This is a genomic window from Paraburkholderia lebeckiae (assembly GCF_050436225.1).
Lineage (GTDB): Bacteria > Pseudomonadota > Gammaproteobacteria > Burkholderiales > Burkholderiaceae > Paraburkholderia > Paraburkholderia tuberum.
In genome coordinates, this window is sequence record NZ_JBNDLU010000002.1 from 205,977 (window position 1) to 229,726 (window position 23,750).

Genomic DNA, 23,750 nt, shown 5'->3' on the forward strand with positions numbered 1-23,750 from the left:
GGAGCAGCGCAAACATCGCGTTCTCTCCCGGGCTTTTGTCCCGCCGTGTAACCTCGCCTGAGGTCGACAGCTCTCGGACCAGCACCTGCGCGAAGCAGGCCGGAACCCTAGCCGTCCATTTCCAGATTGTTTGTCGAACCGGAGGTTGCGCCGGCTCCTTGCGCGCTCTTTAAAGCGGGAAGTGTGCCAGGGGCCATACCGCGGGTTGGTCGTCAGCTTGTGCGGCGAAGGGCAAGTTTTTGCCCTGGGGCGGGGAAGGTGTGCACTGATGTGTGTCAGGGGGTGCACTCGATTCGGGCGTGAGAGGACGGGTATCCGACTCAGCGATGCCAAACAAGATCTAACGGTCGTAGCGGGCTGCCTTGGTTCTCGCATGCGGCTGCGCCGTTCGAACGTGTTATTTGATGCCATCCCTATCGAATGCGAAACGAACCGCAAGTCAATGTCGTCCGGCAGATTCCACGCAGCGTGTGGGTTCTAGGATGTGTGAGTCTTTTCATGGACATCTCATCCGAAATGATCCACAGCCTGCTGCCGATGTTTCTGCTGGCAAGCCTTGGCGCCGGCGCCGGCACGATCGGGCTCATCGAGGGCATCGCGGAGGCCACGGCCCAGATGGTCAAGGTGTTTTCGGGAACGCTGAGTGACTACCTCGGCAACCGAAAGTGGCTCGCCGTAGCCGGGTATTCGCTCGGCGCAATGAGCAAGCCGCTTTTTGCCATTGCGCCGTCGGTTGGAGTCGTGGTGACGGCGCGTGTCATTGACCGTGTCGGCAAGGGCATTCGCGGTGCGCCTCGCGATGCACTCATCGCGGATGTCACGCCGCAGCACCTGCGTGGCGCGGCCTTCGGCCTGCGCCAGTCGCTCGATACGGTCGGTGCGTTCCTCGGACCGCTGCTGGCCGTTCTCATCATGCTGATATGGGCAGATAATTTTCGGCTTGCCTTCTGGCTTGCCGTCATTCCCGGTGCGCTCGCGGTTGCGCTGTTGACGTTTGGTATCACGGAGCCTGAGCACGAGCCTCGCGCCAAAAGAAGCAATCCTGTGCGGTGGCAGAGTCTCAGGGAGCTTGGTTTGGACTACTGGTGGGTCGTGGGGATAGGCGCTGTTTTCGCGTTGGCGCGATTCAGCGAGGCTTTTCTGGTTCTTCGTGCGATGGGCAGCGGCGTACCGATTGCGCTCGTTCCGCTGGTCATGGTGGCAATGAATGTCGTCTACGCGCTGTCCGCTTATCCGTTCGGGAAGCTCGCGGACACGATGCGGCATACACGGCTGCTGATAGGTGGTCTGATCGTGTTGATTGGCGCCGACCTCGTGCTGGCACACGGCACCCGCTGGAGCGTAGTCGTCGTGGGCGTGGCGCTGTGGGGGCTGCACATGGGGATGACGCAAGGCCTGCTCGCCACGATGGTCGCGCACACGGCACCTGCGCATCTGCGCGGGACCGCGTTCGGTTGCTTCAATCTGCTGAGCGGCATCGTGACGCTGGTTTCGAGCGTTATCGCAGGGCAGTTGTGGGAACGTCTGGGCGCAGCCACGACCTTTTATGCGGGCGCAGCCTTCGGTCTGGTGACCATGGTGCTGCTGCTCTTTCACCCGACACCGGCCGAATCGCGTAACGACCTCAGCTGACGTGGCCTATCCGGGATCGTCAGGCTTCGTGGCAGCGTTTCAAAACAAAAAAGCCGCTGTCCTTGTGGGACAGCGGCTTTTTCTTGAAGCTGGTGGCGAATCAGGGACTCGAACCCCGGACCTGCGGATTATGATTCCGTCGCTCTAACCGACTGAGCTAATTCGCCGAAAGAAGCGAAATTATGCTGGGGCAGCCGGAGGCTGTCAACCCCAGCCTCACAACTTTTTCAGATAGCCTCGGCTGTCGGTCCACTCAATCCTTCGCGTAGATATCCGAGTCCTTGGTTTCGCGCACGAACAGCATGCCGATCACGAAGGTGACCAATGCGACGATGATCGGATACCAGAGCCCCGAGTAGATGTTGCCCTTCGCCGCGACGATCGCGAACGCGGTGGCCGGCAGAAAGCCGCCGAACCAGCCATTGCCGATGTGATACGGCAGCGACATCGACGTATAACGGATGCGCGTCGGGAACATCTCGACCAGCATCGCCGCGATCGGCCCGTAGACCATCGTCACGTAAATCACGAGGATCGTCAGGATCACGATGCTCATCGGCCAGTTGATCTGAGCCGGATCGGCCTTCGGCGGGTAGCCGGCGGCCTTCAGCGTCGCGGCGAGCGTCTTCTCGAACGTCTTGGCTTGCTCCTTCGCGTCGGCGGCGCGGCCGTCGAACGTGTTGACGACCGTATCGCCCACGCGGATCTGCGCGATCGTCCCGGCAGGCGCCGCGACGTTATCGTAGTTCAGGCCGGCTCGCGACAGCGCGCCCTTCGCGATGTCGCATGAGCTCGTGAACTTCGCCGTGCCCACCGGGTTGAACTGGAACGAGCACTCGGCCGGATCGGCGATCACGACGATCGGCGACTTCGCGGTTGCCGCTTCGAGCGCCGGGTTCGCGTAGTGCGTGAGCGCCTTGAACAGCGGGAAGTAGGTGAGTGCGGCGATCAGCAGGCCGGCCATGATGATCGGCTTGCGGCCGATGCGATCCGACAGCGAGCCGAAGAACAGGAAGAACGGCGTGCCGATCAGCAGCGCGAGCGCGATCATGATGTTGGCGCTCGAACCGTCGACCCTCAGCGTCTGCGTGAGGAAGAACAGCGTGTAGAACTGGCCCGTGTACCAGACGACAGCCTGGCCGGCCGTCAGGCCGAGCAGCGCGAGAATCACGACCTTCAGATTCTTCCATTGGCCGAACGCTTCGGAGAGCGGCGCCTTCGAGGTCTTGCCCTCGGCCTTGATGCGCGCGAACACCGGCGACTCATGCAGTTGCAGGCGAATCCACACCGACACCGCGAGCAGCAGGATCGACAGGACGAACGGAATGCGCCAGCCCCAGGCGCCGAACGCGTCTTCGCCCATGAACGTGCGAACGCCGAGAATCACGAGCAGCGACAGAAACAGACCGAGCGTGGCGGTGGTCTGGATCCATGCGGTGTAGAAGCCGCGGCGGTTCGCCGGCGCGTGTTCGGCCACGTAGGTCGCGGCGCCGCCGTACTCGCCGCCGAGCGCGAGACCCTGCAGCAGGCGCATCGCGATGAAGAGCACCGGCGAGGCGATGCCGATCGCCGCGTAGCCCGGCAGGAAGCCGACGAGAAACGTCGACAAGCCCATGATGACGATCGTGATCAGGAACGTGTACTTGCGCCCGACCATGTCGCCGAGCCGCCCGAATACGATCGCGCCGAACGGCCGCACCGCGAAGCCCGCCGCGAAGCTGAGCAGCGTGAAGATGAACGCCGCGGTCGGATTGACGCCGGAGAAGAAGCTCTTGCTGATGAAGGCCGCAAGCGAGCCGGCCAGATAAAAGTCATACCACTCGAAAACCGTACCCAGCGACGATGCGAAGATCACCCGCTTCTCATCGCGCGTCATCGGCACGCGCGAGAATTGCCCGCCAACGGTAGCCATATGTCGTCTCCAATATTGATATACACGCGGATCGCCGGCGCAGGCGTTCCCGTGCAACCGATTATTGGAGTGGAAACTTACGGCGTTCTGACTCGGCGCCTGAACTTGGGGTAGTCCGGTAAGCCGACGAATAGGCGTTCAATTTCCGCTAATGTGCTGGTATGTTCGCGCAAGCCGCGCTGAAGTATCTTAAAAATACGCTGACCGTCAAGCTGACGATAGAGGCGCGTTAGGGTAAGTCCCGCCCCGTTCGAGCACGTGCAAGCTGACGCGCACCAGTGTGCCGGCGAGCGGCGGCGACTCCTGGTAGACGTTGTCGTCGATGGCGAGCTCGCCGCCGTGCATTGCCGCAATCTCGCGCACGATCGCGAGGCCGAGGCCGCTGCCGTCGCCCTCGCGGCCCAGAATCCGGTAAAAGCGCTCGACCACGCGCGAGCGCTCGCTGGCCGGAATGCCAAGCCCGGTGTCCTCGACTTCCAGATGCACGAGCCGCGCGGGGGCGTCGTGCCGCACGCGCACGGTGATGCGGCCGCCCGCCGGCGTATAGCGGATCGCGTTGTCGATCAGGTTCGACAGCATTTCACGCAACATCACCGGATTGCCGGCGACTTCGACGGGCTCGTCGGGCGCTTCGTAGCCGATGTCCATCTGCTTCGCGAGCGCGGCCGGCACCCATTCGCGCACCGCGCTGCGCGCGAGTTCGCCGAGTTCGACCGGCGTGAAGATCTGCCCCGAGCGACGGTTCTCCGCGCGCGCCAGCGCGAGCAATTGCGTGACGAGCCGCGCGGCCTGCTCGGAGCTCGTCGCGATCTGTTCGAGCGAGCGACGAACCTCGGCCGACGCGTTCTGGCGCAGCGCGAGCTCGGCCTGGGTGCGCAGGCCGGCCAGTGGCGTTTTCATCTGATGCGCGGCGTCGGCGATGAAGCGCTTCTGCAGCTCCATGTTCTGTTCGAGGCGCGTGAGCAGATCGTTGAACGACGTGACGAGCGGCTCGATTTCCGGCGGCGCGCGGCGCGCTTCGAGCGGCGACAGATCGTCCGGCCGGCGCGCGCGGATATGCGCCTGCAGCGCATGCAGCGGCTCGAGCCCGCGCGACAGCCCGAACCACACGAGCAGGATCGCGAGCGGCAGGATCACGAACTGCGGCAGGATCACGCCCTTGATGATGTCATTGGCGAGCTGGCTGCGCTTGTCGAGCGTTTCGGCGACCTGCACGAGCACGGCCTGCGCGCCCGGCGTCTGCGGAAACTCGACGGTCGTGTAGGCGACGCGGATGTCGTTGCCGCGCAGCACGTCGTCGCGGAATTCGACGAGGCCCGGTGGCGGGCGGTCCTCCTCGTGCGGCAGCGGCATGTCGCGCTCGCCGGCCACGAGCTCGCCGCGCGTGCCGAGCACCTGAAAGAAAACGCTGTCGACGTTGTCGGCACGCAGGAAATCGCGCGTCGATTCGGGCAGCGACAGCTCCGCGACGCCGTTGACCGGATGGATCTGGCGCGCGAGGACGTACGCATCGGTTTCGAGCGCGCGGTCGAACGGCCCGTTCGCGATCGACTTCGCGACCAGATAGGTGACCGCCAGGCTCATCGGCCACAGCAGCAGCAGCGGCGCGAGCATCCAGTCGAGAATTTCGCCGAACAGCGAGCGCGGACGCGCTTCGGCGGCGGCTTCGGTTTCGTCGGGCGGGGCGAACGGATTGGCGTAGCGCGCGTCGCGCGCCTCGTCGAGGTCCGCCGCGTGCGCCGTGGCGCGATCAGCGCGTGCGGACATCGCTGGCCTCTATTTGTAGTGGTGGCTCGCCGGCATCGCGGCGGACGACGGCGCGGTTGACGCTTGTGCCGCTTGTGCCGCTTGTGCCGCTTGCGGCTCGGAACCGGCCGGGGTGGCGGGCGCGCTCGCATTTGCCGGCGGCGCCGCTTTTTCGAGACAGTAGCCGAGCCCGCGCACGGTGATGATGCGCACGCCGCTCGGTTCGATCTTCTTGCGCAGTCGGTGCACGTAGACTTCGATCGCGTTGTTGCTGACTTCCTCGCCCCATTCGCACAGATGGTCGACGAGCTGCTCTTTCGAGACCAGCCGGCCGATCCGTTGCAGCAGCACTTCGAGCAGCCCGAGCTCGCGCGCGGACAGATCGATCGCCTGGTCGTTGACGTAGGCGATGCGGCCCACCTGATCGAACGACAGCGAGCCATGCCGCACGACGGTCGGGCCGCCGCCCGCGCCGCGCCGTGTCAGCGCGCGCGCGCGCGCTTCGAGTTCGTTCAGCGCGAAGGGTTTGGCCATGTAATCGTCGGCGCCGAGGTCGAGGCCCTTGACGCGTTCGTCGACACTATCGGCGGCGGTCAGGATCAGTACGGGCAGGTTCGAATTGCGCGCGCGCAGGCGGCGCAGCACCTCGAGCCCGGACATGCGCGGCAGGCCCAGATCGAGGATCAATAGGTCGAACGTCTGCATTGACAACGCGGTATCGGCGTCCACGCCGCTTTTGACGTGATCGACCGCATAGGCCGATTGGCGGAGTGATCGAACCAGACCGTCCGCGAGTATGCTGTCATCTTCGGCAATCAGAATTCGCATGATGCGCCAGCCTGGCTTTGCCGACGCCGTGGGGTTGCCCCGGCGCGCGGCGGTCTCCGAACATTATTGTGGGTAGTTGGGGCGACGTGACAGTAAAAATGCGTGTTCGCATCACAATCGCGCTTGCCAAAACTACTGTTTTTTTATACAGTGTCTGCGTTTCGTGTGATGTCCCTGAGACTCCGCTCAATTCGAGTGGAACCACGGGTGCACACCTGCCTCAGACGCCGTTCATCATAGCAAAGGACGATTCATGGAAGAAAGCAAGAAAGGCTCGGCTGGACTGACTGCTGAAAAGAGCAAGGCTCTCGCCGCCGCGCTCGCGCAGATCGAAAAGCAGTTCGGCAAAGGGTCGGTCATGCGGCTCGGCGCAGGTGAGGCAGTCGAAGACATCCAGGTGGTCTCCACCGGATCGCTCGGCCTCGACATCGCACTGGGCGTCGGCGGTTTGCCGCGCGGCCGCGTGGTCGAAATCTACGGTCCGGAATCGTCCGGTAAAACCACGCTGACGCTGCAGGTCGTCGCCGAAATGCAGAAGCTGGGCGGCACCGCGGCGTTCATCGACGCGGAACACGCGCTGGACATTCAATACGCGGGCAAGCTCGGCGTGAACGTCGCCGACCTGCTGGTGTCGCAGCCGGACACTGGGGAACAGGCGCTCGAAATCGCCGACGCGCTGGTGCGCTCGGGCTCGATCGACATGATCGTGATCGACTCGGTCGCGGCGCTGGTGCCGAAGGCGGAAATCGAAGGCGAAATGGGCGACTCGCTGCCGGGTCTGCAGGCGCGTCTGATGTCGCAGGCGCTGCGCAAGCTGACCGGCACGATCAAGCGCACGAACTGCCTCGTGATCTTCATCAACCAGATCCGCATGAAGATCGGCGTGATGTTCGGCAACCCGGAAACCACCACGGGCGGCAATGCGCTGAAGTTCTACGCGTCGGTGCGTCTGGACATTCGCCGCATCGGTTCGATCAAGAAGAACGACGAAGTGATCGGCAACGAAACGCGCGTGAAGGTCGTCAAGAACAAGGTGGCGCCGCCGTTCCGCGAAGCGATTTTCGACATCCTGTACGGCGAAGGCATCTCGCGTCAGGGCGAAATCATCGACCTCGGCGTGCAGGCGAAGATCGTCGACAAGGCCGGCGCATGGTACAGCTACAGCGGCGAGCGCATCGGTCAGGGCAAGGACAACGCGCGTGAATTCCTGCGCGAAAATCCGGACATCGCTCGGGAAATCGAAAACCGTATCCGCGAATCGCTGGGCGTCACCGCGATGGCGAACGCCGTGACCGGCGCGGACGCTGAAGTCGCGGGCGAAGAAGAGTAAACAACACGTGATACGCAAAGGCCGGCCGCTGTCCGGTTCCGACTCCGGACGCTATCCGGACGGCCCGCGCGACCCGGCGGATGGATCGCCTGAGTCCGGCGATCCATTCGATCCGTTCGAATCGTTCGACGCACACGACCGCGCCGCGGCCCGCGGCCCGCAGCGTACGCGGCCTGCACCCGCTGCAGCGTCGTCCAGCCGGGATTCCTCCGGACTCGATTCCCCAATCCCCTCCGAAGTCACCTACACCCGCTCGCGCCGCCAATCCGGCGAAGAGACGCCGGGCCGGTCCGACGAAGACGACAGCAGAAAATCCCAACGCCCCGCCCGTTCGCTGAAAGCGCGCGCGCTCGGCTATCTGTCGCGCCGCGAATATAGCCGCGCCGAACTCGCCCGCAAGCTGAAGCCCTACGTCGAGGAAACCGATTCGCTCGACACGGTGCTCGATGCGCTGCAGGCCGAAAACTGGCTATCCGACTCGCGCTTCGCGGAAAGTCTGATCCATCGGCGCGCATCGCGGCTCGGCGCGAGCCGCATTCTCAGCGAACTGAAGCAACACGCGCTCAACCCGGCGCTCGTCGAAGAGGCGAGCGCGCAATTGCGCGAAACCGAGCTCGCGCGCGCCCAGGCGGTCTGGCGCAAGAAGTTCGGCCAGTTGCCGCAAACGCCAGCCGAGCGCGCGAAGCAGGCGCGCTTTCTCGCGTCGCGCGGCTTCTCCGGCGCGACGATCGGCAAGATCCTGAAGGGTATCGACGACATCGGGGACGGCGACTAACACGCCAGTCTCGACGGGTAGGGCAATTGCCGCGCTGTAACCTGGCGCCAGGCCGTGCGCAATCGGGGCTGTCCCAAATACCCGTTATGGTAAAATCCAACGGTTTTCCAATCCGGCCTTTCCTTCCCGCATGTCGCTCTCCCCGCCAGTGTCTCGTCAGTTGCGCCATCGTCGCGCAATCAGAGCGGAAGCTTACGAGCGAGTCGATGGCCTGTGGGATGTGGAAGCATGCCTGACCGACGAAAAGCCACGCGATGTGGCGCTTGCGTCGGGTGTCCGGCCCAATGGTCAGCCGATCCATGAACTCTGGCTTCGCATCACCATCGATCGCAAGCTCAATGTCGTCAACGCCGAGGCGTCGTCCGACTGGGTGCCCTATCCAGGGTTGTGCCAGGCCAGCAATCCCGCCTACCGTGCCCTCATCGGGCTCAATCTGTTCCACAACTTCCGTCGCGATGCTGCCCGTTTGCTGGCCGGCACGGCCGGTTGCACGCATCTCACGGAGTTGTGCGCGATCCTGCCGACCGCCGCGATCCAGGCGTTCGCCGGCGACGTGTGGAACACCGATCACGGCACGCCGGGCGCGAACGCGGGTTCGGGAGACGAATCGTCTACCGGCACAGGCGAGCATTCCAACGACAAACCGCCATTCCAGCTGGGACGCTGCCACGCGCTGCGTTTCGACGGCGAGGCGGTGAAACAGTTTTATCCGCGCTGGTATGGCCACGCACCGCGTCCGGCGCAACGCGCGGCCTCGTCGGACGGCGCGGCGGCCAGCGAACGAAGCGGCGACGCGTCGGCCTGAACGGCGGCAACGGAATCGAAGTTCTATCCAACTCTCAGACTGAAGGGAATCACGCATGAAGATTCACGAGTACCAGGGTAAGGAAATCCTGCGGAAATTCGGCGTCGCGGTACCGCGCGGCAAGCCGGTCTTCTCGGTGGACGATGCGGTCAAGGCCGCGGAAGAGCTGGGCGGCCCGGTGTGGGTCGTCAAGGCTCAGATTCACGCGGGTGGCCGTGGCAAGGGCGGCGGCGTCAAGGTCGCCAAGTCGCTGGAACAGGTTCGCGAGTACTCGAACCAGATCCTCGGCATGCAGCTCGTCACGCACCAGACCGGTCCGGAAGGCCAGAAGGTGAACCGCCTGCTGATCGAAGAAGGCGCTGACATCAAGAAGGAACTGTATGTCGGTCTCGTGATCGATCGCGTTTCGCAGAAGATCGTCGTGATGGCGTCGAGCGAAGGCGGCATGGACGTCGAAGAAGTCGCGGAAAAGACGCCTGAGCTGATCCACAAGGTTGCCGTCGATCCGTCGACCGGCCTGAAGGACTCGGAAGCAGACGACCTCGCGAAGAAGATCGGCGTGCCCGACGCTTCGATCCCGCAAGCTCGCGCGATCCTGCAAGGCCTGTACAAGGCATTCTGGGAAACCGACGCATCGCTCGCCGAAATCAACCCGCTGATCCTGACCGGCGACGGCAAGGTCATCGCACTCGACGCGAAGTTCAACTTCGACTCGAACGCGCTGTTCCGTCACCCGGAAATCGTCGCGTACCGCGATCTGGACGAAGAAGATCCCGCTGAAATCGAAGCGTCGAAGTTCGACCTCGCGTACATCTCGCTCGACGGCAACATCGGCTGTCTGGTGAACGGCGCCGGCCTCGCAATGGCAACGATGGACACCATCAAGCTGTTCGGCGGCGAACCGGCGAACTTCCTCGACGTCGGCGGAGGAGCTACGACCGAGAAGGTCACCGAAGCGTTCAAGATCATGCTGAAGAACCCGAACCTGACCGCGATTCTGGTCAACATCTTCGGTGGCATCATGCGCTGCGACGTGATCGCGGAAGGCGTGATCGCGGCGTCGAAGGCCGTGTCGCTGAAGGTGCCGCTCGTGGTCCGCATGAAGGGCACGAACGAAGACCTGGGCAAGAAGATGCTCGCCGAATCCGGCCTGCCGATCATCTCGGCGGACAGCATGGAAGAGGCGGCTCAGAAGGTCGTCGCGGCTGCTTCGGGCAAGGCGTAAGCCAGCTGTCCACGGCGCATTTACCAGCTCATTTGCCAGGTTTACGAGTGGCGGCGCGCGAGCGACACAGGCGTGAAGCATCGCGCCGAGTGGCGCTATCGCGCGACGCCAAACGAACAGAGGTCAATACATGTCGATTCTGATCAACAAAGACACCAAGGTCATCACGCAGGGCATCACCGGCAAGACCGGTCAGTTCCACACGCGTGCTTGCCGTGAATACGCAAACGGCCGCGAAGCGTACGTCGCGGGCGTGAACCCGAAGCGCGCCGGCGAAGATTTCGAAGGCATCCCCATCTACGCGAGCGTCGCTGAAGCCAAGGCTGAGACGGGCGCGACCGTGTCGGTGATTTACGTTCCGCCGGCAGGCGCTGCCGCCGCAATCTGGGAAGCAGTCGAAGCCGATCTGGATCTCGCAATCTGTATCACGGAAGGCATTCCCGTCCGCGACATGATCGAGATCAAGGACCGTATGCGTCGCGAAAACCGCAAGACGCTGCTGCTCGGACCGAACTGCCCGGGCACGATCACGCCGGACGAGCTGAAGATCGGCATCATGCCGGGTCACATCCATCGCAAGGGCCGCATCGGCGTCGTGTCGCGTTCGGGCACGCTGACGTATGAAGCAGTCGGCCAACTGACCGCGATCGGCCTTGGCCAGTCGTCGGCAGTCGGTATCGGCGGCGACCCTATCAACGGTCTGAAGCATATCGACGTGATGAAGATGTTCAACGACGATCCGGATACGGACGCCGTCATCATGATCGGCGAAATCGGCGGTCCGGACGAGGCGAACGCCGCGCACTGGATCAAGGACAACATGAAGAAGCCGGTGGTCGGCTTCATCGCTGGCGTCACGGCGCCTCCGGGCAAGCGCATGGGCCACGCCGGCGCGCTGATCTCGGGCGGTGCGGATACCGCCGAAGCGAAGCTGGAAATCATGGACGCGTGCGGTATCAAGGTCACGAAGAACCCGTCGGAGATGGCGCGTCTTCTGAAAGCGATGCTGTAAATCGAATTCGCGTGCCGTTGGCGCGCGATTTTGATACGCTTACGAACTCCTTTCGTGAGCGGGCGGTCCCGAAAAGCGGGGGAGTGCAGACTCCTCCGCTTTTTTTTTCGTCCGCGCTTGCGCCGCGGTTCTGCCCGCGCGGTCGATTTTTCTTATGCTTCTTTCCATGCTCGAATTTTTCACGACCCTCCATTGGGGCTCGGTCTTTCAGATCATCGTCATCGACGTTCTGCTCGGCGGCGATAACGCGGTCGTCATTGCGCTCGCCTGCCGCAACCTGCCGCAGTCGCAGCGCATGCGTGGCATCGTGTGGGGGACCGCCGGCGCGATCGCGCTGCGCGTCGTGCTGATCGCGTTCGCGGTCGTGCTGCTCGACGTGCCGTTCCTGAAGTTCGCGGGAGGCTTGCTGCTGCTGTGGATCGGCGTGCGCCTGCTCGCGCCGGCGCACGACGCTCACGACAACGTGAAGCCGGCCGACAAGCTGATCTCGGCGGTGAAGACGATCATCATCGCGGATGCGGTGATGAGCGTCGACAACGTGATCGCGATTGCGGGCGCGGCCGAAGCCGCGGAGCACGAGCACCGGTTGGCTTTGGTGATCTTTGGCCTCGTCGTGAGCATTCCGCTGATCGTGTGGGGCAGCCAGCTGATTCTGAAGCTGCTCGATCGCTTTCCGGGCATCGTACTGTTCGGCGCGGGCCTGCTCGGCTGGATCGCGGGTGGTCTGATGGTCAACGACCCGGCCGGCGACCGCTGGCCCATCCTCGACACGCCAGTCGCCGAATACGGGATGAGCATCGCGGGCGCGCTGTTCGTCGTGATCGTCGGTTATCTGTTGAAGCGCCGTAACGCGAAACGCGCGGCGGTGTGAGCATGGCGTTGACGCTGCATCGCAGCCTGCTTCGTGATGCCGTCCGAATGCAAGCCTGGCCATCCGGCTGACTGTGACGCGCGAGCTTCGCTCGCTACGATTGAAACGCCTGTTCCCGATCCACGGGCCAGGCGTTTCTCGTATCAGGAGTCTGCCGATGATCGTTACCCTGCCATATTCCCCATACTCTCAATCGACGCAATTCCCGCGTAGGTCGCGCCGCGCACGCTGGCGCGCGAGCTGGTTCCCGCGCATCTGCCGCCGCTGCGGCGTCGGCTTCACGCTGATCGAGTTGATGATCGTGCTCGCGATCGTCGGCGTGATCGCGGCCTACGCGATTCCCGCGTATCAGGACTATCTGGCGCGCAGCCGGGTCGGCGAGGGTTTGTCGCTCGCGGCGTCGGCGCGGCTCGCGGTGGCCGAAAACGCCGCGAGCGGCAACGCGTTCAGCGGCGGTTATGCGTCGCCCCCCGCCACGCGCAACGTCGAGTCCATCCAGATCGACGACGACACTGGTCAGATCACGATCACGTACTCGACGCGTGTCGCGCAGGCCGGCGCAAACACCATGACGCTGGTGCCGTCGGTCCCGGACAACGTCGATGCGCCGAGCGCGCGCGTCGCGTTGAGCAAGGACGCGGTGCAGACCGGCGCGCTGACGTGGGAATGCTTTGCGAGCGGCAAGAGCGCGTCGTCGTTGCCGGCGCCGGGTTCGGGGCCGATGCCAAGCGAAGCGCCGACGCTCGCCGCGAATCTGGCGCCGCCCGAATGCCGTTCATAAGGGGCAAATGAGTAAGTGAACGAGACAGCAGCCGAGCGCTGACTGGATGAGTCGAAGCCACAACGTAAAGGGCTGATTTTCAGCCTATTTCGGCCGGACCGGCGCACAGTGCAACGAAATTTTTGTATAGTGCGCCGGTTGCTGACGCCCACCGTTGATTCGATGCCCACCCCTTTCGCACGCTACCTGTCTCTCGTACTGCTGGCTCTTGCGTTGATCCTGCCCTACGCGGTTGCCAACCATACGTATCCGATCCCAACCTTCTACGCCGAATTCACCTCGCTCGCGCTGTTTCTGCTGACCGGGGCGGCCATCGTGCTGCTGGTCGCGACCACCCGGCCGCGCGTGAGCTTCGCGTCGCCCACGGTCGCGCTCGTGCCTTTGCTGTTCGGCCTCGTGCTGGTCGTGCAGACGCTGGTTCTGCCGGTCGCGGAGCCATCGATGAACTGGCTCGGCGCGGGCTTCCTGCTCGCTGCGTGGATGGCCGTGCATGTGGGCTACGGCTTCACGCGCGTGAAGCTCGACGAGACCGCGTTGCGCTGGGCGGCGGGGGCCTTGATCGTCGGCGGTCTGTTCGCGGTGTTCAGTCAGGTGATCCAGCTGTTTCACCTCGAGACGCGCGTGGCTCCGCTCGTCGTCGCGTACAACATGACCGTCGAGCGCCGGCCGTTCGGCAACATGGCGCAGGCGAACCACCTCGCGACGTATATCGCGTTCGCGATGGCGGGCGCGCTGTACCTCGTGCAGACGCGCCGCATCGCGGTGCCGATCTGGCTGCTCGTGTCGACGATTTTCTCGGTCGGCCTCGCGCTGACCGTGTCGCGGGGTCCGTGGCTGCAGATGGGCGTGATCGTCGTGGCCGGCTTCTGGATGGCCTTCGCGCAGACGCGCAACGAACCGAAACTGCGCCGCAGCAACCGTGAATGGCTGGTCCCGATCGCGCTCGCGGTGCTGTTCTTCGTGGTCAATGCGCTGATCCGCTGGGCCAACGTGCGCTTTCACCTCGAACTCGGGCAGTCGGCGGCCGAGCGCTTCCAGGATGCCGGCCAGATCGCGCCGCGCCTCGCGCTGTTGAAATACGGCTGGACGATGTTCAAGCAGCATCCGCTGCTCGGCGTCGGCTGGGGCGAATTTCCGAGCCATCAGTTCGAGCTCGTCAAGCAGCTGGGCGGCGTCGAAATCGCCAACAACTCGCACGACATTTTCGTCGACCTGCTCGCGAAAACCGGTCTGATCGGTCTCGCGATCGTGCTCGTGGGTCTCGTCGCGTGGCTCGTGCGCGTCGTGCGTGCGCCGCAAAGCGCCGCGCGCGTGTTCGGCATCGCGCTGATCGGCGTGCTGACGATGCATGCGCTCGTCGAGTATCCGCAGCAGTACATGTTCTTCCTGTTGCCCGCGATGTTCGTGTTCGGCCTGCTCGAAACGCGGCCGTTGCGCGCGGTGCCGGCGAATCTGTCGCTCGGCGCCTTCGCGGTGGTGGTGTTCGGCGGACTCGCCGCGCTGTATCCGGTGTATCGCGACTATGCGCGTGCCGAGGTGCTCTACTACGGCGCGCGTCCGGCCGAGCAGTACGCCGCCGATCCGTCGTTCATGTTCGGCGCGTGGGGCGAATACGGTCTCGCGACGCTGCAACCGATGAATCCGCTGAACCTGCAGCGCAAGCTCGCGATGCACAAGCAGGCGATCGCGCTGTTGCCGGGCGAGACGGTGCTGCGTCGCTACGCGGTGCTGCAGGCGCTGACCGGCGATACCGCGGCGGCGCTCGATACGGTCGAACGCTTGCGGATCTTCGCCGAGGAATTGAAAGACTGGCCGGCGCAGCTCGGCTATCTCTACCAGCTCGTCGACGAGCAGAAGTCGCTCGCGGGCTTCAAGGAGCAGTTGGTGAAGCGCTACGGCAGACCGGCGGCCGATGCGACGCCGGATGACGACAGCGACGAAGATTGATCATGCCGCGCAGGCTCGCGCATGTTCGCGTCAAGGTGCTTGTGCGCGTCAACTTCAAAGCTCGGAATACTTCGCGGCCGTGCCTTTCGACTTGTCGATGGGGTAGCGCGCTTCGTTCAGCTTCAATTTTTCCGCTGCCGCGTCGACGAGGTCGAAGCCTGCGGTATGGGCAACCAGCAGCAGGTACATGAACACGTCGGCGCACTCGTGCCTGAGGTTCGTCGATTGCGCGGGATCACCGAGCAGCGCGTCGATCTGCGCATCGGTCTTCCACTGAATCGTCTCCAACAGCTCGCCGGCTTCGATGCCGGTGGAGACGATCAGATTGCGCAGCGTGTGAAACTGCCGCCAGTCGCGCGCGTCGCGAAACGTCAGTAGCTGCTCGAGCAGTTCGTCGATGGTCATGTCGCTATCCGGATAGTTGTCGAACCGCGCGTCAAGCTTGCGCCACCCAATCCCCCGATTTGCCGCCATGCTTTTCCATCACCTTCACATCGGTGATCGTCATCCCGCGGTCCACCGCCTTGCACATGTCGTACACGGTCAGCAGCCCGATCTGCACGGCGGTAAGCGCCTCCATTTCGACGCCCGTGCGTCCAAACGTCTCGACCTGGACCGTGCAATGCACGCCGGGCATCTGCTCGTCGAGTTCGAAATCGGCCTTCACGCGTGTCAGCGCGAGCGGATGACACAGCGGAATCAGATCGGCGGTGCGCTTCGAGGCCTGGATCGCCGCGATCCGGGCGATGCCGATCACGTCGCCCTTTTTGGCGTTGCCGTCGCGGATCAGCGCGAACGTGTCGGGCAGCATGCGGATCGAGCCCCGCGCGATCGCGATGCGCCTGGTCTCCTGCTTGCCGCCGACGTCCACCATATGCGCGTCGCCGGCCGCATCGAAATGAGTGAGTTCAGGCATGGTTGACTCCTTCAGAGGGCGCCTATCATAGCAGTGCGGCGCGGCCTCGAATCGTCGCGGCGACTGATTCCGCTTGCGCTGTGTCGTGCTCTGAGTTTTGCCTCGTACGCGTCCTGCGACGCCCTTGCCCGTTATCTTAGTCCGGGCTACGCGCGGCGTTTTCGACTTCGTCAGACCGGCTTCGCGATGCATTCAAAACGATTCCTCGCTGCGTTGCTGTCCGTCGCGCTCGCGATGCCGCCGGGCGCGTTCGCGCAATCGACGGGCGGGGCGGCCATCGTGCCGGCAACTTCATCGTCCGAGGCGCCGCTAGTGAGCGGCTCGAGCGACGCGCATGCCGATCCGATCCTGCCGCCCGACATCGCGCGCGGCGTGTTCGGCACCTACGGCGGCGCGCAAAGCCGCTTTTTCAATGGCGGCGGTAGCGGTGGCACTGGCGGGAAAACCGGCAGCAACGACTGGCGCGCGCCGATCGTCGCGCAGCAGTTGCCCGATCTCGGCAGCGGCGGCGCCGGCTCGCTGACTCCACAGGCCGAACGCAAGCTCGGCGAGCGCGTGATGCGTGAGATACGCCGCGACCCCGACTATCTCGACGACTGGCTCGTGCGCGACTATCTTAGTTCGGTCGCCGCCAAGCTCGCGGCAGCGGCCCGCGCGCTGTACATCGGTGGCTATCGTCCGGATTTCGAGCTGTTCGCGGTGCGCGACGCGCAGATCAACGCCTTTTCGCTGCCGGGCGGTTTCATCGGCGTGAACACGGGGCTGATCGTGACGACGCAGACGGAGTCCGAGCTCGCGTCGGTGCTCGGTCACGAGATGGGGCACGTGCTGCAGCGGCATATCTCGCGGATGATCTCGAACGGCGAGCGCGGCGGCTACGCGGCGCTCGTCGGTGTGCTGTTCGGCGTGCTGGCAGGCGTACTCGCGCATAGCGGCGACCTCGGCAGCGCGATCGCGCTCGGCAGCGAGGCGTATGCGGTCGACAGTCAACTGCGCTTCTCGCGATCGGCCGAGCAGGAGGCGGACCGCGTCGGTTTTCTGCTGCTCGCCGGCGCCGGTTACGATCCCTACGCGATGCCCACGTTCTTCCACCGGCTCGACCGCGCGGCGATGAACGAAAACGGCGTTCCGGCCTACGCGCGTACGCATCCGCTGACCGGCGAGCGAATCGCCGACATGGAGGACCGCGCGCGCGGCGCGCCATATCGGCAACCGCATCAGGACCCCGAGTACGGCTTCGTGCGGGCGCGTTCGCGTCTGTTGCAGGACCATTCGCGCAACGAATACGCGGACGAGATTTCGCGGCTGCGCTCGGAAATCGAGGACCGCACCGCGCTGAACGTCGCGGCGAACTGGTACGGCATCGCTTACGGGCAGATGCTGCTCGAGCGCTACGACGACGCGGCGGCCTCGCTCGCGAACGCGCGCGCGACGTTCGTCTCGGGCGCGCGCGCGCAAGGCGAGCCCGAGCGCGATTCGCCGAGCCTCGACGTACTCGCGACCGACATCGCACGGAGTGCCGGTCACGCCGACGAAGCCGCGCGTCTCGCCGAGCTCGCGCAGAAGCGCTGGCCGCAATCGAACGCGGCGATCGACATGCATATCCGCACGCTGTTGACGCTGCATCGCTTCACCGACGCGCAGGCGCTCGCGAAGCAGGAGACCCGTGCGCATCCCGATCAACCCGCGTGGTGGCTCTATCTCGCGCAGGCGAGCGCGGGCAGTGGCGATGCATTGACACAGCATCGCGCGATGGCGGAGAAGTTCGCGCTGGAGGGCGCGTGGCCATCGGCGATCCGGCAACTGAAGGACGCGCGCGACCTGAAGACGATCGGCTATTACGACCTCGCGACCGTCGACGCGCGCCTGCACGAGATGGAGAGCCGCTACAAGGAGGAGCGGCTCGACGAGAAAGGGTAGGGTGGACGTGAGCGCGCGCCGCTGTGCGCGTCAGACCTGCGCCGCCGGGCTCGCAACGAAGCCAAAGCGCGCGGCCACCTGATCGCGTCGCACGCTTTGCAGCGGCAAGGTGCGCTGAACACTCCAGTGGAACGCACCGCTCAATGAGCCATCGTCGGCGAGCGTCGCGTGATCGGAGAAGATCTCGAGGTCGTGATCGTGCAGCACCGCGATACGTGCTGGCTGCGAGCGATCGGCAAACAGAATGCCGCCGTCTTCATCCACGAACACCGCCGCCGGCTCGAATGCGCCGCCGCCCTGGTCGTGCAGCGCGAGCGTTCCATCCGCGTGCGCGGACAATCGGACCACCCACGGCGTATAAGCCAGCTCGACATACACGCGCTGTGGTCCGTTTTGAAAAAACCACTGCCCGCGCTCATCGGCCTCGTAGTTCCGGTTGATGAAGCCAAGCAGCGCCTCATGCCGGATCGGCACGCCGGGCGCGCCGCTCGCCTGGGCCGCTTCGTCACGCATGCGCCAATTGCCGCGCCGGTCGAGCATCAGCCAGCCGGTGCAACTCGGCACGTTCGGCCATTTGGCGAGCGCCTGTTTGACGATGTCATCCATGATCGACGTGTCGCTCCAGATAGCCGAACACGCGCCGCGACAGCCAGTCGATGCGGCCCGGGAACGGCCCGGTCATGAAGCCCGCGTGGCCGCCGTGCTCAGGCTGATAAAGCTCGACCGCCGCCGACACCTCGTGCCGTGACGGCAGCGCTTCGGCCGGCAGGAACGGGTCGTTGCGCGCGTTGAGCACGAGCGTCGGCACCTGAATGTGCGGCAGCAGCGGGCGGGTGGTTGCGATGCTCCAGTAGTCGTCGGTATCGCGAAAGCCGTGCAGCGGCGCGGTCACGACGTTGTCGAACTCGTACATCGTGCGGCTCGCGAGCATCGCGTCGCGATCGAACAGGCCCGGGAACTGCTCGAGCTTCTGGCTGGCCTTGCGCTTCAGCGTCTTCAGGAAGCTGCGCGTGTAGACGAGGCCGAAGCCCTGCGACAGCGCACGGCCGCCCGCATGGACGTCGATCGGTGTCGAAATCGCGGCAGTGGCGGCTACCACCCGCGCCGCATCGGCTTGCCGCTCACCGAGCCAGCGCAGCAGCACGTTGCCGCCGAGCGACACGCCCGCCGCGACCACCGGCCCGCGATGCGCGGCGCGCAGGCGGCGCAGGATCCAGTCGACCTCGTTGCTGTCGGCGAGATGGTAGAAGCGCGGCAGCCGGTTCAGCGGGCCGCTGCAACTGCGAAAGTGCGGCACCACGCCGTGCCAGCCGTATTCGCGCGCGGCGGCCATCAGCGCGACCGCGTAGTGCGACGACGAACTGCCTTCGAGGCCGTGAAACAGCACGAAGAGCGGCGCGGTGTCGGTGAGCGGAGTATCGTGCGCGACCCAGTCGAGATCGATGAAATCGCCGTCAGGGGTGTCCCAGCGCTCACGGCGAAACGATACCGCGGGGCGGCGCGCGAACAGCGACGGGACGATCGTCTGCACATGCCGGTTCGGCAGCCACAGCGGCGCGCGGTACAGCAGTTCGACGGTCGCCTCGACGGCGGCCGCCACCTTGATGGGGGCCGTACCGGAGGAAGCGGGTTTATGTGGCGTCGAACTCATACCGGCGGAAAAGCGAGAAAACGTGATTCTGAATCTGTCGTGGTGCCGCGCGTCAGTGCAGCGGGCCCTGGCCATGCCGCATCTTCGTCGCGAACTGGCTGGCGGTCTCGTTCGGCATCGGGCTTGCGTGAATATGCGCGATGCGCCACTCGCCGCGTTCATGGACCATCACGTAGGTGGTGAAGACCATCGCGGGCGTGGCGGTCGGGTCGGCCGGACGATGCGCCTCGGCAATCGCATAGACGACGGTGCCGAGGCTGTCGTAGACGCGGATGTCGAGCGGCTCGATCGACACCGGCAGCGCTTCGAGCTGGACCTGCAAGCCATTGCGGATGCTCTCGAGGCCGTGCAGATGCGAGCCGTCCGCGCAGATGCAGCTGACGAACTCCTCGTCGATCCACAAGCCCATCAAGCTGTCGATATTGACCTCGGCGACGGCCTGATAGTAGGCGTTCAGGGTATCGGCGGCGGCTTCGAAGATGTGGGCAAAACGTGGCATGGCTCGTCAGTCTCTTGTGCGCGGCGCGCGGTTGCGGGTCAGCGGTAGCGGGACGGTCCAGAGCGCCGGACCATCGCCCCCGGCGTCAGCTTGCCCGTGCCGCAAGGCGCGAACATGACGCGACGCGCTCAGGGGGCGTGCGGTGTTGCGTGCAAGTACCAGTCGGCTCAGCGCTGCGCGAGCAGCATGCCGCGCAAATCGCCGAAAACCTGCTCGGCGCTCAGCTGCTTCAGACAGTTCAGATGACCGAGCGGGCACTCGCGCTCAAAACAGGGGCTGCATTCGAGATGAAGCCATTGTACCTTCGCGAGCTCGGACAAGGGCGGGGTGTGGCGCGGATCGGTCGAACCGTAGACGGCCACGAGCGGGCGGCGCAGCGCGGCGGCGACGTGCATCAGTCCGGAGTCGTTGGTGACGACCGCGTTGGCCCGCGAGATCAGCGCGCAGGCCTCGCCGAGTGCGGTCTGGCCGCACAGGTTGCGCACGTTCGGCGCTTTCTCGGCGATCGCTTGCGCGAGCGGCGCGTCTTTCGGCGAGCCGAGCGCGACGATTTGCGTGTACGGGAACGACTGGCCGACCATCTGCGCGAGCGACGCGAAGTGCTCGGGCGGCCAGCGCTTCGCGGGACCGTATTCTGCGCCGGGGCAGAACACCAGCAGCGGCACGCGCGTATCGAGATTGAAGCGCGCCGACACACGCGAGGCCTCGTTCAGGTCCGTGTCGAGGCGCGGCATCGGCAGATCTTCGGGGACCTTGGCGCCTGGCGCATAGGCGAGGGCGGCGTAGTGGCCGACCATCGGCGGGCGGGCGTCCTTGCGCGGATTCGCGTGACGCACGTTCAGCACGCCGTAGCGACTCTCGCCGGTGTAGCCGATGCGCAGCGGAATGCCCGCCAGCCACGGAATCAGCGCCGACTTGAAGGAATTCGGCAGCACGTAGGCCGCGTCGTAGCCGACGTCGCGCAGATCGCTCGACAGCTGCCAGCGGCGCAGCATCTGCAGCTTGCCGTGGGCGAGATCGGTCGCGTAGACGTCGCGGATTTCCGGCATGCGTTCGAGCGCGGGTGCGACCCAGCTGGGCGCGACCGCGTCGATGACGATGCGCGGATGCAATTTCACGAGGCGCGCAAACAGCGGCTGCGCCATCAATGCGTCACCGATCCAGTTCGGTGCGATAACCAACGCGCGACGCATCAGAGTGAGTGTCCGGTGTCGATAACAAGCGCCGCGCGCGCGATGCGCGCGGCACTCGGATAGGTAAATGGGGAAAGCGGAAAGCCGCACGGCGCGATGCCGTTTGCCCAGACGCGCCGCGATGGCGGCGCGGCGAGCGCGTGATTCAAAACGCGCGCCTCGTGCCGCGCAAGCTGGCTCAGAACCGCTCGATGCGTCGGATCAATGGCCCTTGATCACTTCGCCGTCGCGCAGCTTGTAACGCGTGCTGCAATACGGGCAACGCGCTTCGCCGTGCGACACGTCGATGAAGACGCGCGGATGCGCGCTCCAGCGCGGCATAGCCGGGTTCGGACAATACGCCGGCAGATCTTTTGCCGACAGTTCGACCAGCGGCATTTCCTTGATTTCGCTCATGAGACTTTCTCGTTGTATGCGGGGTGCTTGCGGTGGGCCGCCGTTGGGCGGCGCGGGGCATCTCGAAACGTCGCTCAGATCTTCGTGAGCCAGTGCGCGTATTTCGCGCTCCTGCCGTTCACGACGTCGAAGAAAGCCGACTGCAGCTTTTCGGTGATCGGGCCGCGCGAACCAGCGCCGATCGTGCGGTTGTCGAGCTCGCGGATCGGCGTGACTTCGGCCGCCGTGCCGGTGAAGAACGCTTCGTCGCAGGTATAGACTTCGTCGCGCGTGATGCGCTTTTCGATCACCTGCAGGTCCATGTCGCGCGCGAGCGTGATGACGGTGTCGCGCGTGATGCCGTCGAGGCACGACGACAGATCAGGCGTGTACAGCTTGCCGTTGTTGACGAGGAAGAAGTTCTCGCCCGAGCCTTCCGACACGTAGCCGTCGACGTCGAGCAGCAGCGCTTCGTCGTAGCCGTCGGCGATCGCTTCCTGGTTCGCGAGGATCGAGTTCACGTACCAGCCCGACGCCTTCGCGCGCACCATCGACACGTTCACGTGATGGCGCGTGAACGACGAGGTCTTCACGCGGATGCCCCTGGTGATGCCGTCTTCGCCGAGGTACGCGCCCCACGGCCACGCGGCGATCGCGACGTGGATCGTGTTGCCCTTGGCCGACACGCCGAGCTTTTCCGAGCCGACCCAGATGATCGGGCGCAGATAGCATGTCTCGAGCTTGTTCTCGCGGACCACTTCTCGCTGCGCGGCGGCGAGCGTTTCATGGTCGAACGGCACGTTCATCTGGAAGATCTTCGCCGAGTTCAGCAGGCGCCTGGTGTGCTCCTGCAGGCGGAAAATCGCGGTGGCGCCGTCGGCGGTCTTGTAAGCGCGCACGCCCTCGAACACGCCCATGCCGTAGTGCAGCGTATGGGTGAGCACGTGGATTTTGGCATCACGCCACTCGATGAGCTCGCCATCCATCCAGATCTTGCCGTCGCGGTCGGCCATTGACATACGGTTCTCCAGCAGGTGCGTTATGAGGTGCGGCCATGAGCGCAGGACATGGCCGGGAGCGCTATTTTAGCGTCTTTTGCACACACGACGGGCATTTGGGCGCACCCCGGACGCTATAATCCAGCGCACGCATAAATCAAATCCGGATGCGCCAGCGGGTGGTCTCGCAAGCTGGTGCCGACCTGGCCTTCTTGACGGCGTTTCCTGCGCCCGCACCCTTCGCCCGATGCTCGCTCGACTGTCCGACACCGATCGCCGCGCTTTTCGTGAAGGCGCGCGCGCCTATGCCCCCACGCTGATGGCGATTTTTTCCTGGGGCCTCGTGACCGGCATCGCGATGAGCAAGTCCGTGCTGACGCTGCCCCAGGCGCTCACGATGTCGCTGCTGTGCTACGCCGGTTCGTCGCAGCTGGCGGTGTTGCCGCTCCTCGCGGCGAAGCTGCCGGTGTGGACGGTGCTGCTGACCGCGGCGATGGTCAACACCCGCTTCGTGATCTTCAGCGTCGGCCTCGCGCCGCACTTCTCGTATCTGTCGATGTGGCGGCGGATCGTGCTGGGCTATTTCAACGGCGACGTGATCTATCTGCTATTCGTCAAGAAGAGCTTTCCGACCGGCTACGTGCCGGGCAAGGAGGCGTACTTCTGGGGCATGGCGGTATCGAGCTGGCTGTCGTGGCAGGTGTCGTCGATCATCGGCATCCTGCTCGCGAGCCTGATTCCGGACAACTGGGGGCTTGCGCTGGCCGGCACGCTCGCGCTGCTGCCGGTGATGGTGTCGGCGATCGCCACCCGCTCGACGCTGGTCGCGGTCAGCGTGGCCGGCATCGTGTCGCTGCTCGCGCTCGACCTGCCGTACCGGCTGGCGTTGCCGCTCGCGGTGATCGCGGCGATCGCGGCCGGCAGTGCGGCCGACCTGATGATCGAGCGCGCCGACCTGCGCCGCATCCGTGGCGTGAACGATCGCGCCGGAGACTCCCGATGACCTCCACGCAAATCTGGCTCGCCATTTTCGGCATGACCTTCGTCACCGCGCTCACGCGCGCGATGTTCCTGATCGGCGGCGAGCGCACGGTACTGCCGGCGCGCGTGCAGAAGATGCTGCGCTACGCGCCGGCCGCCGCGCTCGCCGCGGTGGTGGTGCCCGACGTGCTGACGACGCCCGACGGGCTGTCGTTCGCGCCTTCCAACCATGAGCTTTACGCGACGCTCGCCGGCCTCGGCTGGTTTTTGTGGCGACGCACCATGCTCGGCACGATCGTGACCGGAATGGTCGTATTCACGCTGATGCGCGTCTTCCTGTGAGGGCCGGGCCC

General features: G+C 64.8%; 23 protein-coding genes, 1 tRNA gene and 1 riboswitch. Of the genes, 12 read left to right on the forward strand and 12 right to left on the reverse strand.

The features are described from left to right. Positions 1–22: 22 nt before the first annotated feature. Positions 23–122: riboswitch (guanidine-I (ykkC/yxkD leader) on the reverse strand. A 298-nt stretch (positions 123–420) separates the two neighbouring features. After that, positions 421–1,632 carry an MFS transporter gene (locus OKW45_RS15715; RefSeq protein WP_429469713.1) on the forward strand — a complete coding sequence of 404 codons (1,212 nt, stop codon included), beginning with the start codon at positions 421–423 and terminating at the stop codon, positions 1,630–1,632. Between the two features lie 90 nt (positions 1,633–1,722). On the opposite strand, the gene OKW45_RS15720 is transcribed toward OKW45_RS15715, so the two are convergent. The 4 genes from OKW45_RS15720 to OKW45_RS15735 all read right to left on the reverse strand — a co-directional run bounded on the left by OKW45_RS15720 (position 1,723) and on the right by OKW45_RS15735 (position 6,118). Next, positions 1,723–1,799 (reverse strand) — tRNA-Met (locus tag OKW45_RS15720). An 86-nt stretch (positions 1,800–1,885) separates the two neighbouring features. Next, complete coding sequence (locus OKW45_RS15725; RefSeq protein ID WP_429469715.1) at positions 1,886–3,544, reverse strand: MFS transporter; 1,659 nt, start codon at positions 3,542–3,544, stop codon at positions 1,886–1,888. 207 nt (positions 3,545–3,751) lie between these two features. Then, on the reverse strand, positions 3,752–5,311 hold the full coding sequence (locus OKW45_RS15730) for a sensor histidine kinase (RefSeq protein WP_018421723.1): 1,560 nt from the start codon (positions 5,309–5,311) through the stop codon (positions 3,752–3,754). A gap of 9 nt (positions 5,312–5,320) precedes the next feature. Further along, positions 5,321–6,118: a response regulator gene (locus tag OKW45_RS15735; protein ID WP_429469717.1), complete on the reverse strand. Its 798-nt coding sequence runs from the start codon at positions 6,116–6,118 to the stop codon at positions 5,321–5,323. 253 nt (positions 6,119–6,371) lie between these two features. Between OKW45_RS15735 and recA the strand changes: the two genes are divergently transcribed. From recA to OKW45_RS15775, 8 genes are all read left to right on the forward strand, one after another. Continuing rightward, complete coding sequence (gene recA, locus OKW45_RS15740; protein WP_018421721.1) at positions 6,372–7,448, forward strand: recombinase RecA; 1,077 nt, start codon at positions 6,372–6,374, stop codon at positions 7,446–7,448. A 7-nt stretch (positions 7,449–7,455) separates the two neighbouring features. Next, entirely contained in the window at positions 7,456–8,223 is a 768-nt protein-coding gene (gene recX, locus OKW45_RS15745) for a recombination regulator RecX (protein WP_429469719.1), read from the forward strand. A 130-nt stretch (positions 8,224–8,353) separates the two neighbouring features. Continuing rightward, a complete protein-coding gene (locus OKW45_RS15750; RefSeq protein WP_429469721.1) occupies positions 8,354–9,028 on the forward strand; it encodes a DUF2889 domain-containing protein in 675 nt (224 codons plus the stop codon). A 55-nt stretch (positions 9,029–9,083) separates the two neighbouring features. Further along, positions 9,084–10,253 (forward strand): ADP-forming succinate--CoA ligase subunit beta, encoded by a 1,170-nt coding sequence (gene sucC, locus OKW45_RS15755; RefSeq protein WP_013090442.1) that lies wholly within the window; start codon positions 9,084–9,086, stop codon positions 10,251–10,253. A 130-nt stretch (positions 10,254–10,383) separates the two neighbouring features. Further along, positions 10,384–11,265, forward strand: coding sequence for a succinate--CoA ligase subunit alpha (gene sucD / locus OKW45_RS15760; protein WP_013090441.1), 882 nt, complete (start codon positions 10,384–10,386; stop codon positions 11,263–11,265). A 166-nt stretch (positions 11,266–11,431) separates the two neighbouring features. After that, positions 11,432–12,136: a TerC family protein gene (locus tag OKW45_RS15765; RefSeq protein ID WP_026226026.1), complete on the forward strand. Its 705-nt coding sequence runs from the start codon at positions 11,432–11,434 to the stop codon at positions 12,134–12,136. A gap of 157 nt (positions 12,137–12,293) precedes the next feature. Next, complete coding sequence (locus tag OKW45_RS15770) at positions 12,294–12,917, forward strand: pilin (RefSeq protein WP_018421716.1); 624 nt, start codon at positions 12,294–12,296, stop codon at positions 12,915–12,917. Between the two features lie 162 nt (positions 12,918–13,079). Then, a complete protein-coding gene (locus tag OKW45_RS15775; protein ID WP_429469723.1) occupies positions 13,080–14,864 on the forward strand; it encodes a PglL family O-oligosaccharyltransferase in 1,785 nt (594 codons plus the stop codon). A gap of 54 nt (positions 14,865–14,918) precedes the next feature. Here the strand turns inward: OKW45_RS15775 and OKW45_RS15780 are convergent, their stop codons facing one another. Both OKW45_RS15780 and moaC read right to left on the reverse strand, forming a co-directional pair. Continuing rightward, positions 14,919–15,269: a nucleotide pyrophosphohydrolase gene (locus OKW45_RS15780; RefSeq protein ID WP_429469725.1), complete on the reverse strand. Its 351-nt coding sequence runs from the start codon at positions 15,267–15,269 to the stop codon at positions 14,919–14,921. Positions 15,270–15,300: 31 nt separating this feature from the next. After that, positions 15,301–15,780 carry a cyclic pyranopterin monophosphate synthase MoaC gene (moaC, locus tag OKW45_RS15785; RefSeq protein WP_018421713.1) on the reverse strand — a complete coding sequence of 160 codons (480 nt, stop codon included), beginning with the start codon at positions 15,778–15,780 and terminating at the stop codon, positions 15,301–15,303. Between the two features lie 186 nt (positions 15,781–15,966). Here moaC and OKW45_RS15790 point away from each other — a divergent pair, with 186 nt between their 5' ends. Continuing rightward, the gene (locus tag OKW45_RS15790) at positions 15,967–17,700 is read left to right on the forward strand and encodes a M48 family metalloprotease (protein WP_429469727.1); all 1,734 of its coding nucleotides are present in this window, start codon (positions 15,967–15,969) and stop codon (positions 17,698–17,700) included. A 30-nt stretch (positions 17,701–17,730) separates the two neighbouring features. Here OKW45_RS15790 and OKW45_RS15795 read toward each other — a convergent pair whose 3' ends face one another. The 6 genes from OKW45_RS15795 to OKW45_RS15820 all read right to left on the reverse strand — a co-directional run bounded on the left by OKW45_RS15795 (position 17,731) and on the right by OKW45_RS15820 (position 22,437). Next, positions 17,731–18,306 carry a DUF2946 family protein gene (locus OKW45_RS15795; protein WP_429469729.1) on the reverse strand — a complete coding sequence of 192 codons (576 nt, stop codon included), beginning with the start codon at positions 18,304–18,306 and terminating at the stop codon, positions 17,731–17,733. Continuing rightward, positions 18,299–19,351 (reverse strand): hydrolase, encoded by a 1,053-nt coding sequence (locus OKW45_RS15800; protein WP_429469731.1) that lies wholly within the window; start codon positions 19,349–19,351, stop codon positions 18,299–18,301. Before OKW45_RS15800 ends, OKW45_RS15795 begins: the two co-directional genes overlap by 8 nt. A 52-nt stretch (positions 19,352–19,403) precedes the next feature. After that, on the reverse strand, positions 19,404–19,850 hold the full coding sequence (locus OKW45_RS15805; protein WP_018421709.1) for a nuclear transport factor 2 family protein: 447 nt from the start codon (positions 19,848–19,850) through the stop codon (positions 19,404–19,406). A 167-nt stretch (positions 19,851–20,017) separates the two neighbouring features. Then, the gene (gene waaF, locus OKW45_RS15810; protein WP_429469733.1) at positions 20,018–21,043 is read right to left on the reverse strand and encodes a lipopolysaccharide heptosyltransferase II; all 1,026 of its coding nucleotides are present in this window, start codon (positions 21,041–21,043) and stop codon (positions 20,018–20,020) included. A gap of 201 nt (positions 21,044–21,244) precedes the next feature. Beyond that, the gene (locus tag OKW45_RS15815) at positions 21,245–21,439 is read right to left on the reverse strand and encodes a zinc-finger domain-containing protein (RefSeq protein ID WP_008920434.1); all 195 of its coding nucleotides are present in this window, start codon (positions 21,437–21,439) and stop codon (positions 21,245–21,247) included. 74 nt (positions 21,440–21,513) lie between these two features. Beyond that, positions 21,514–22,437, reverse strand: coding sequence for a branched-chain amino acid transaminase (locus OKW45_RS15820; protein WP_429469735.1), 924 nt, complete (start codon positions 22,435–22,437; stop codon positions 21,514–21,516). Positions 22,438–22,663: 226 nt separating this feature from the next. Here OKW45_RS15820 and OKW45_RS15825 point away from each other — a divergent pair, with 226 nt between their 5' ends. Both OKW45_RS15825 and OKW45_RS15830 read left to right on the forward strand, forming a co-directional pair. Next, positions 22,664–23,419: an AzlC family ABC transporter permease gene (locus tag OKW45_RS15825; RefSeq protein WP_018421705.1), complete on the forward strand. Its 756-nt coding sequence runs from the start codon at positions 22,664–22,666 to the stop codon at positions 23,417–23,419. Further along, positions 23,416–23,739, forward strand: a complete 324-nt coding sequence (locus OKW45_RS15830; RefSeq protein WP_018421704.1) for an AzlD domain-containing protein — start codon at positions 23,416–23,418, stop codon at positions 23,737–23,739. Before OKW45_RS15825 ends, OKW45_RS15830 begins: the two co-directional genes overlap by 4 nt. The last annotated feature ends 11 nt before the right edge of the window (positions 23,740–23,750 follow it).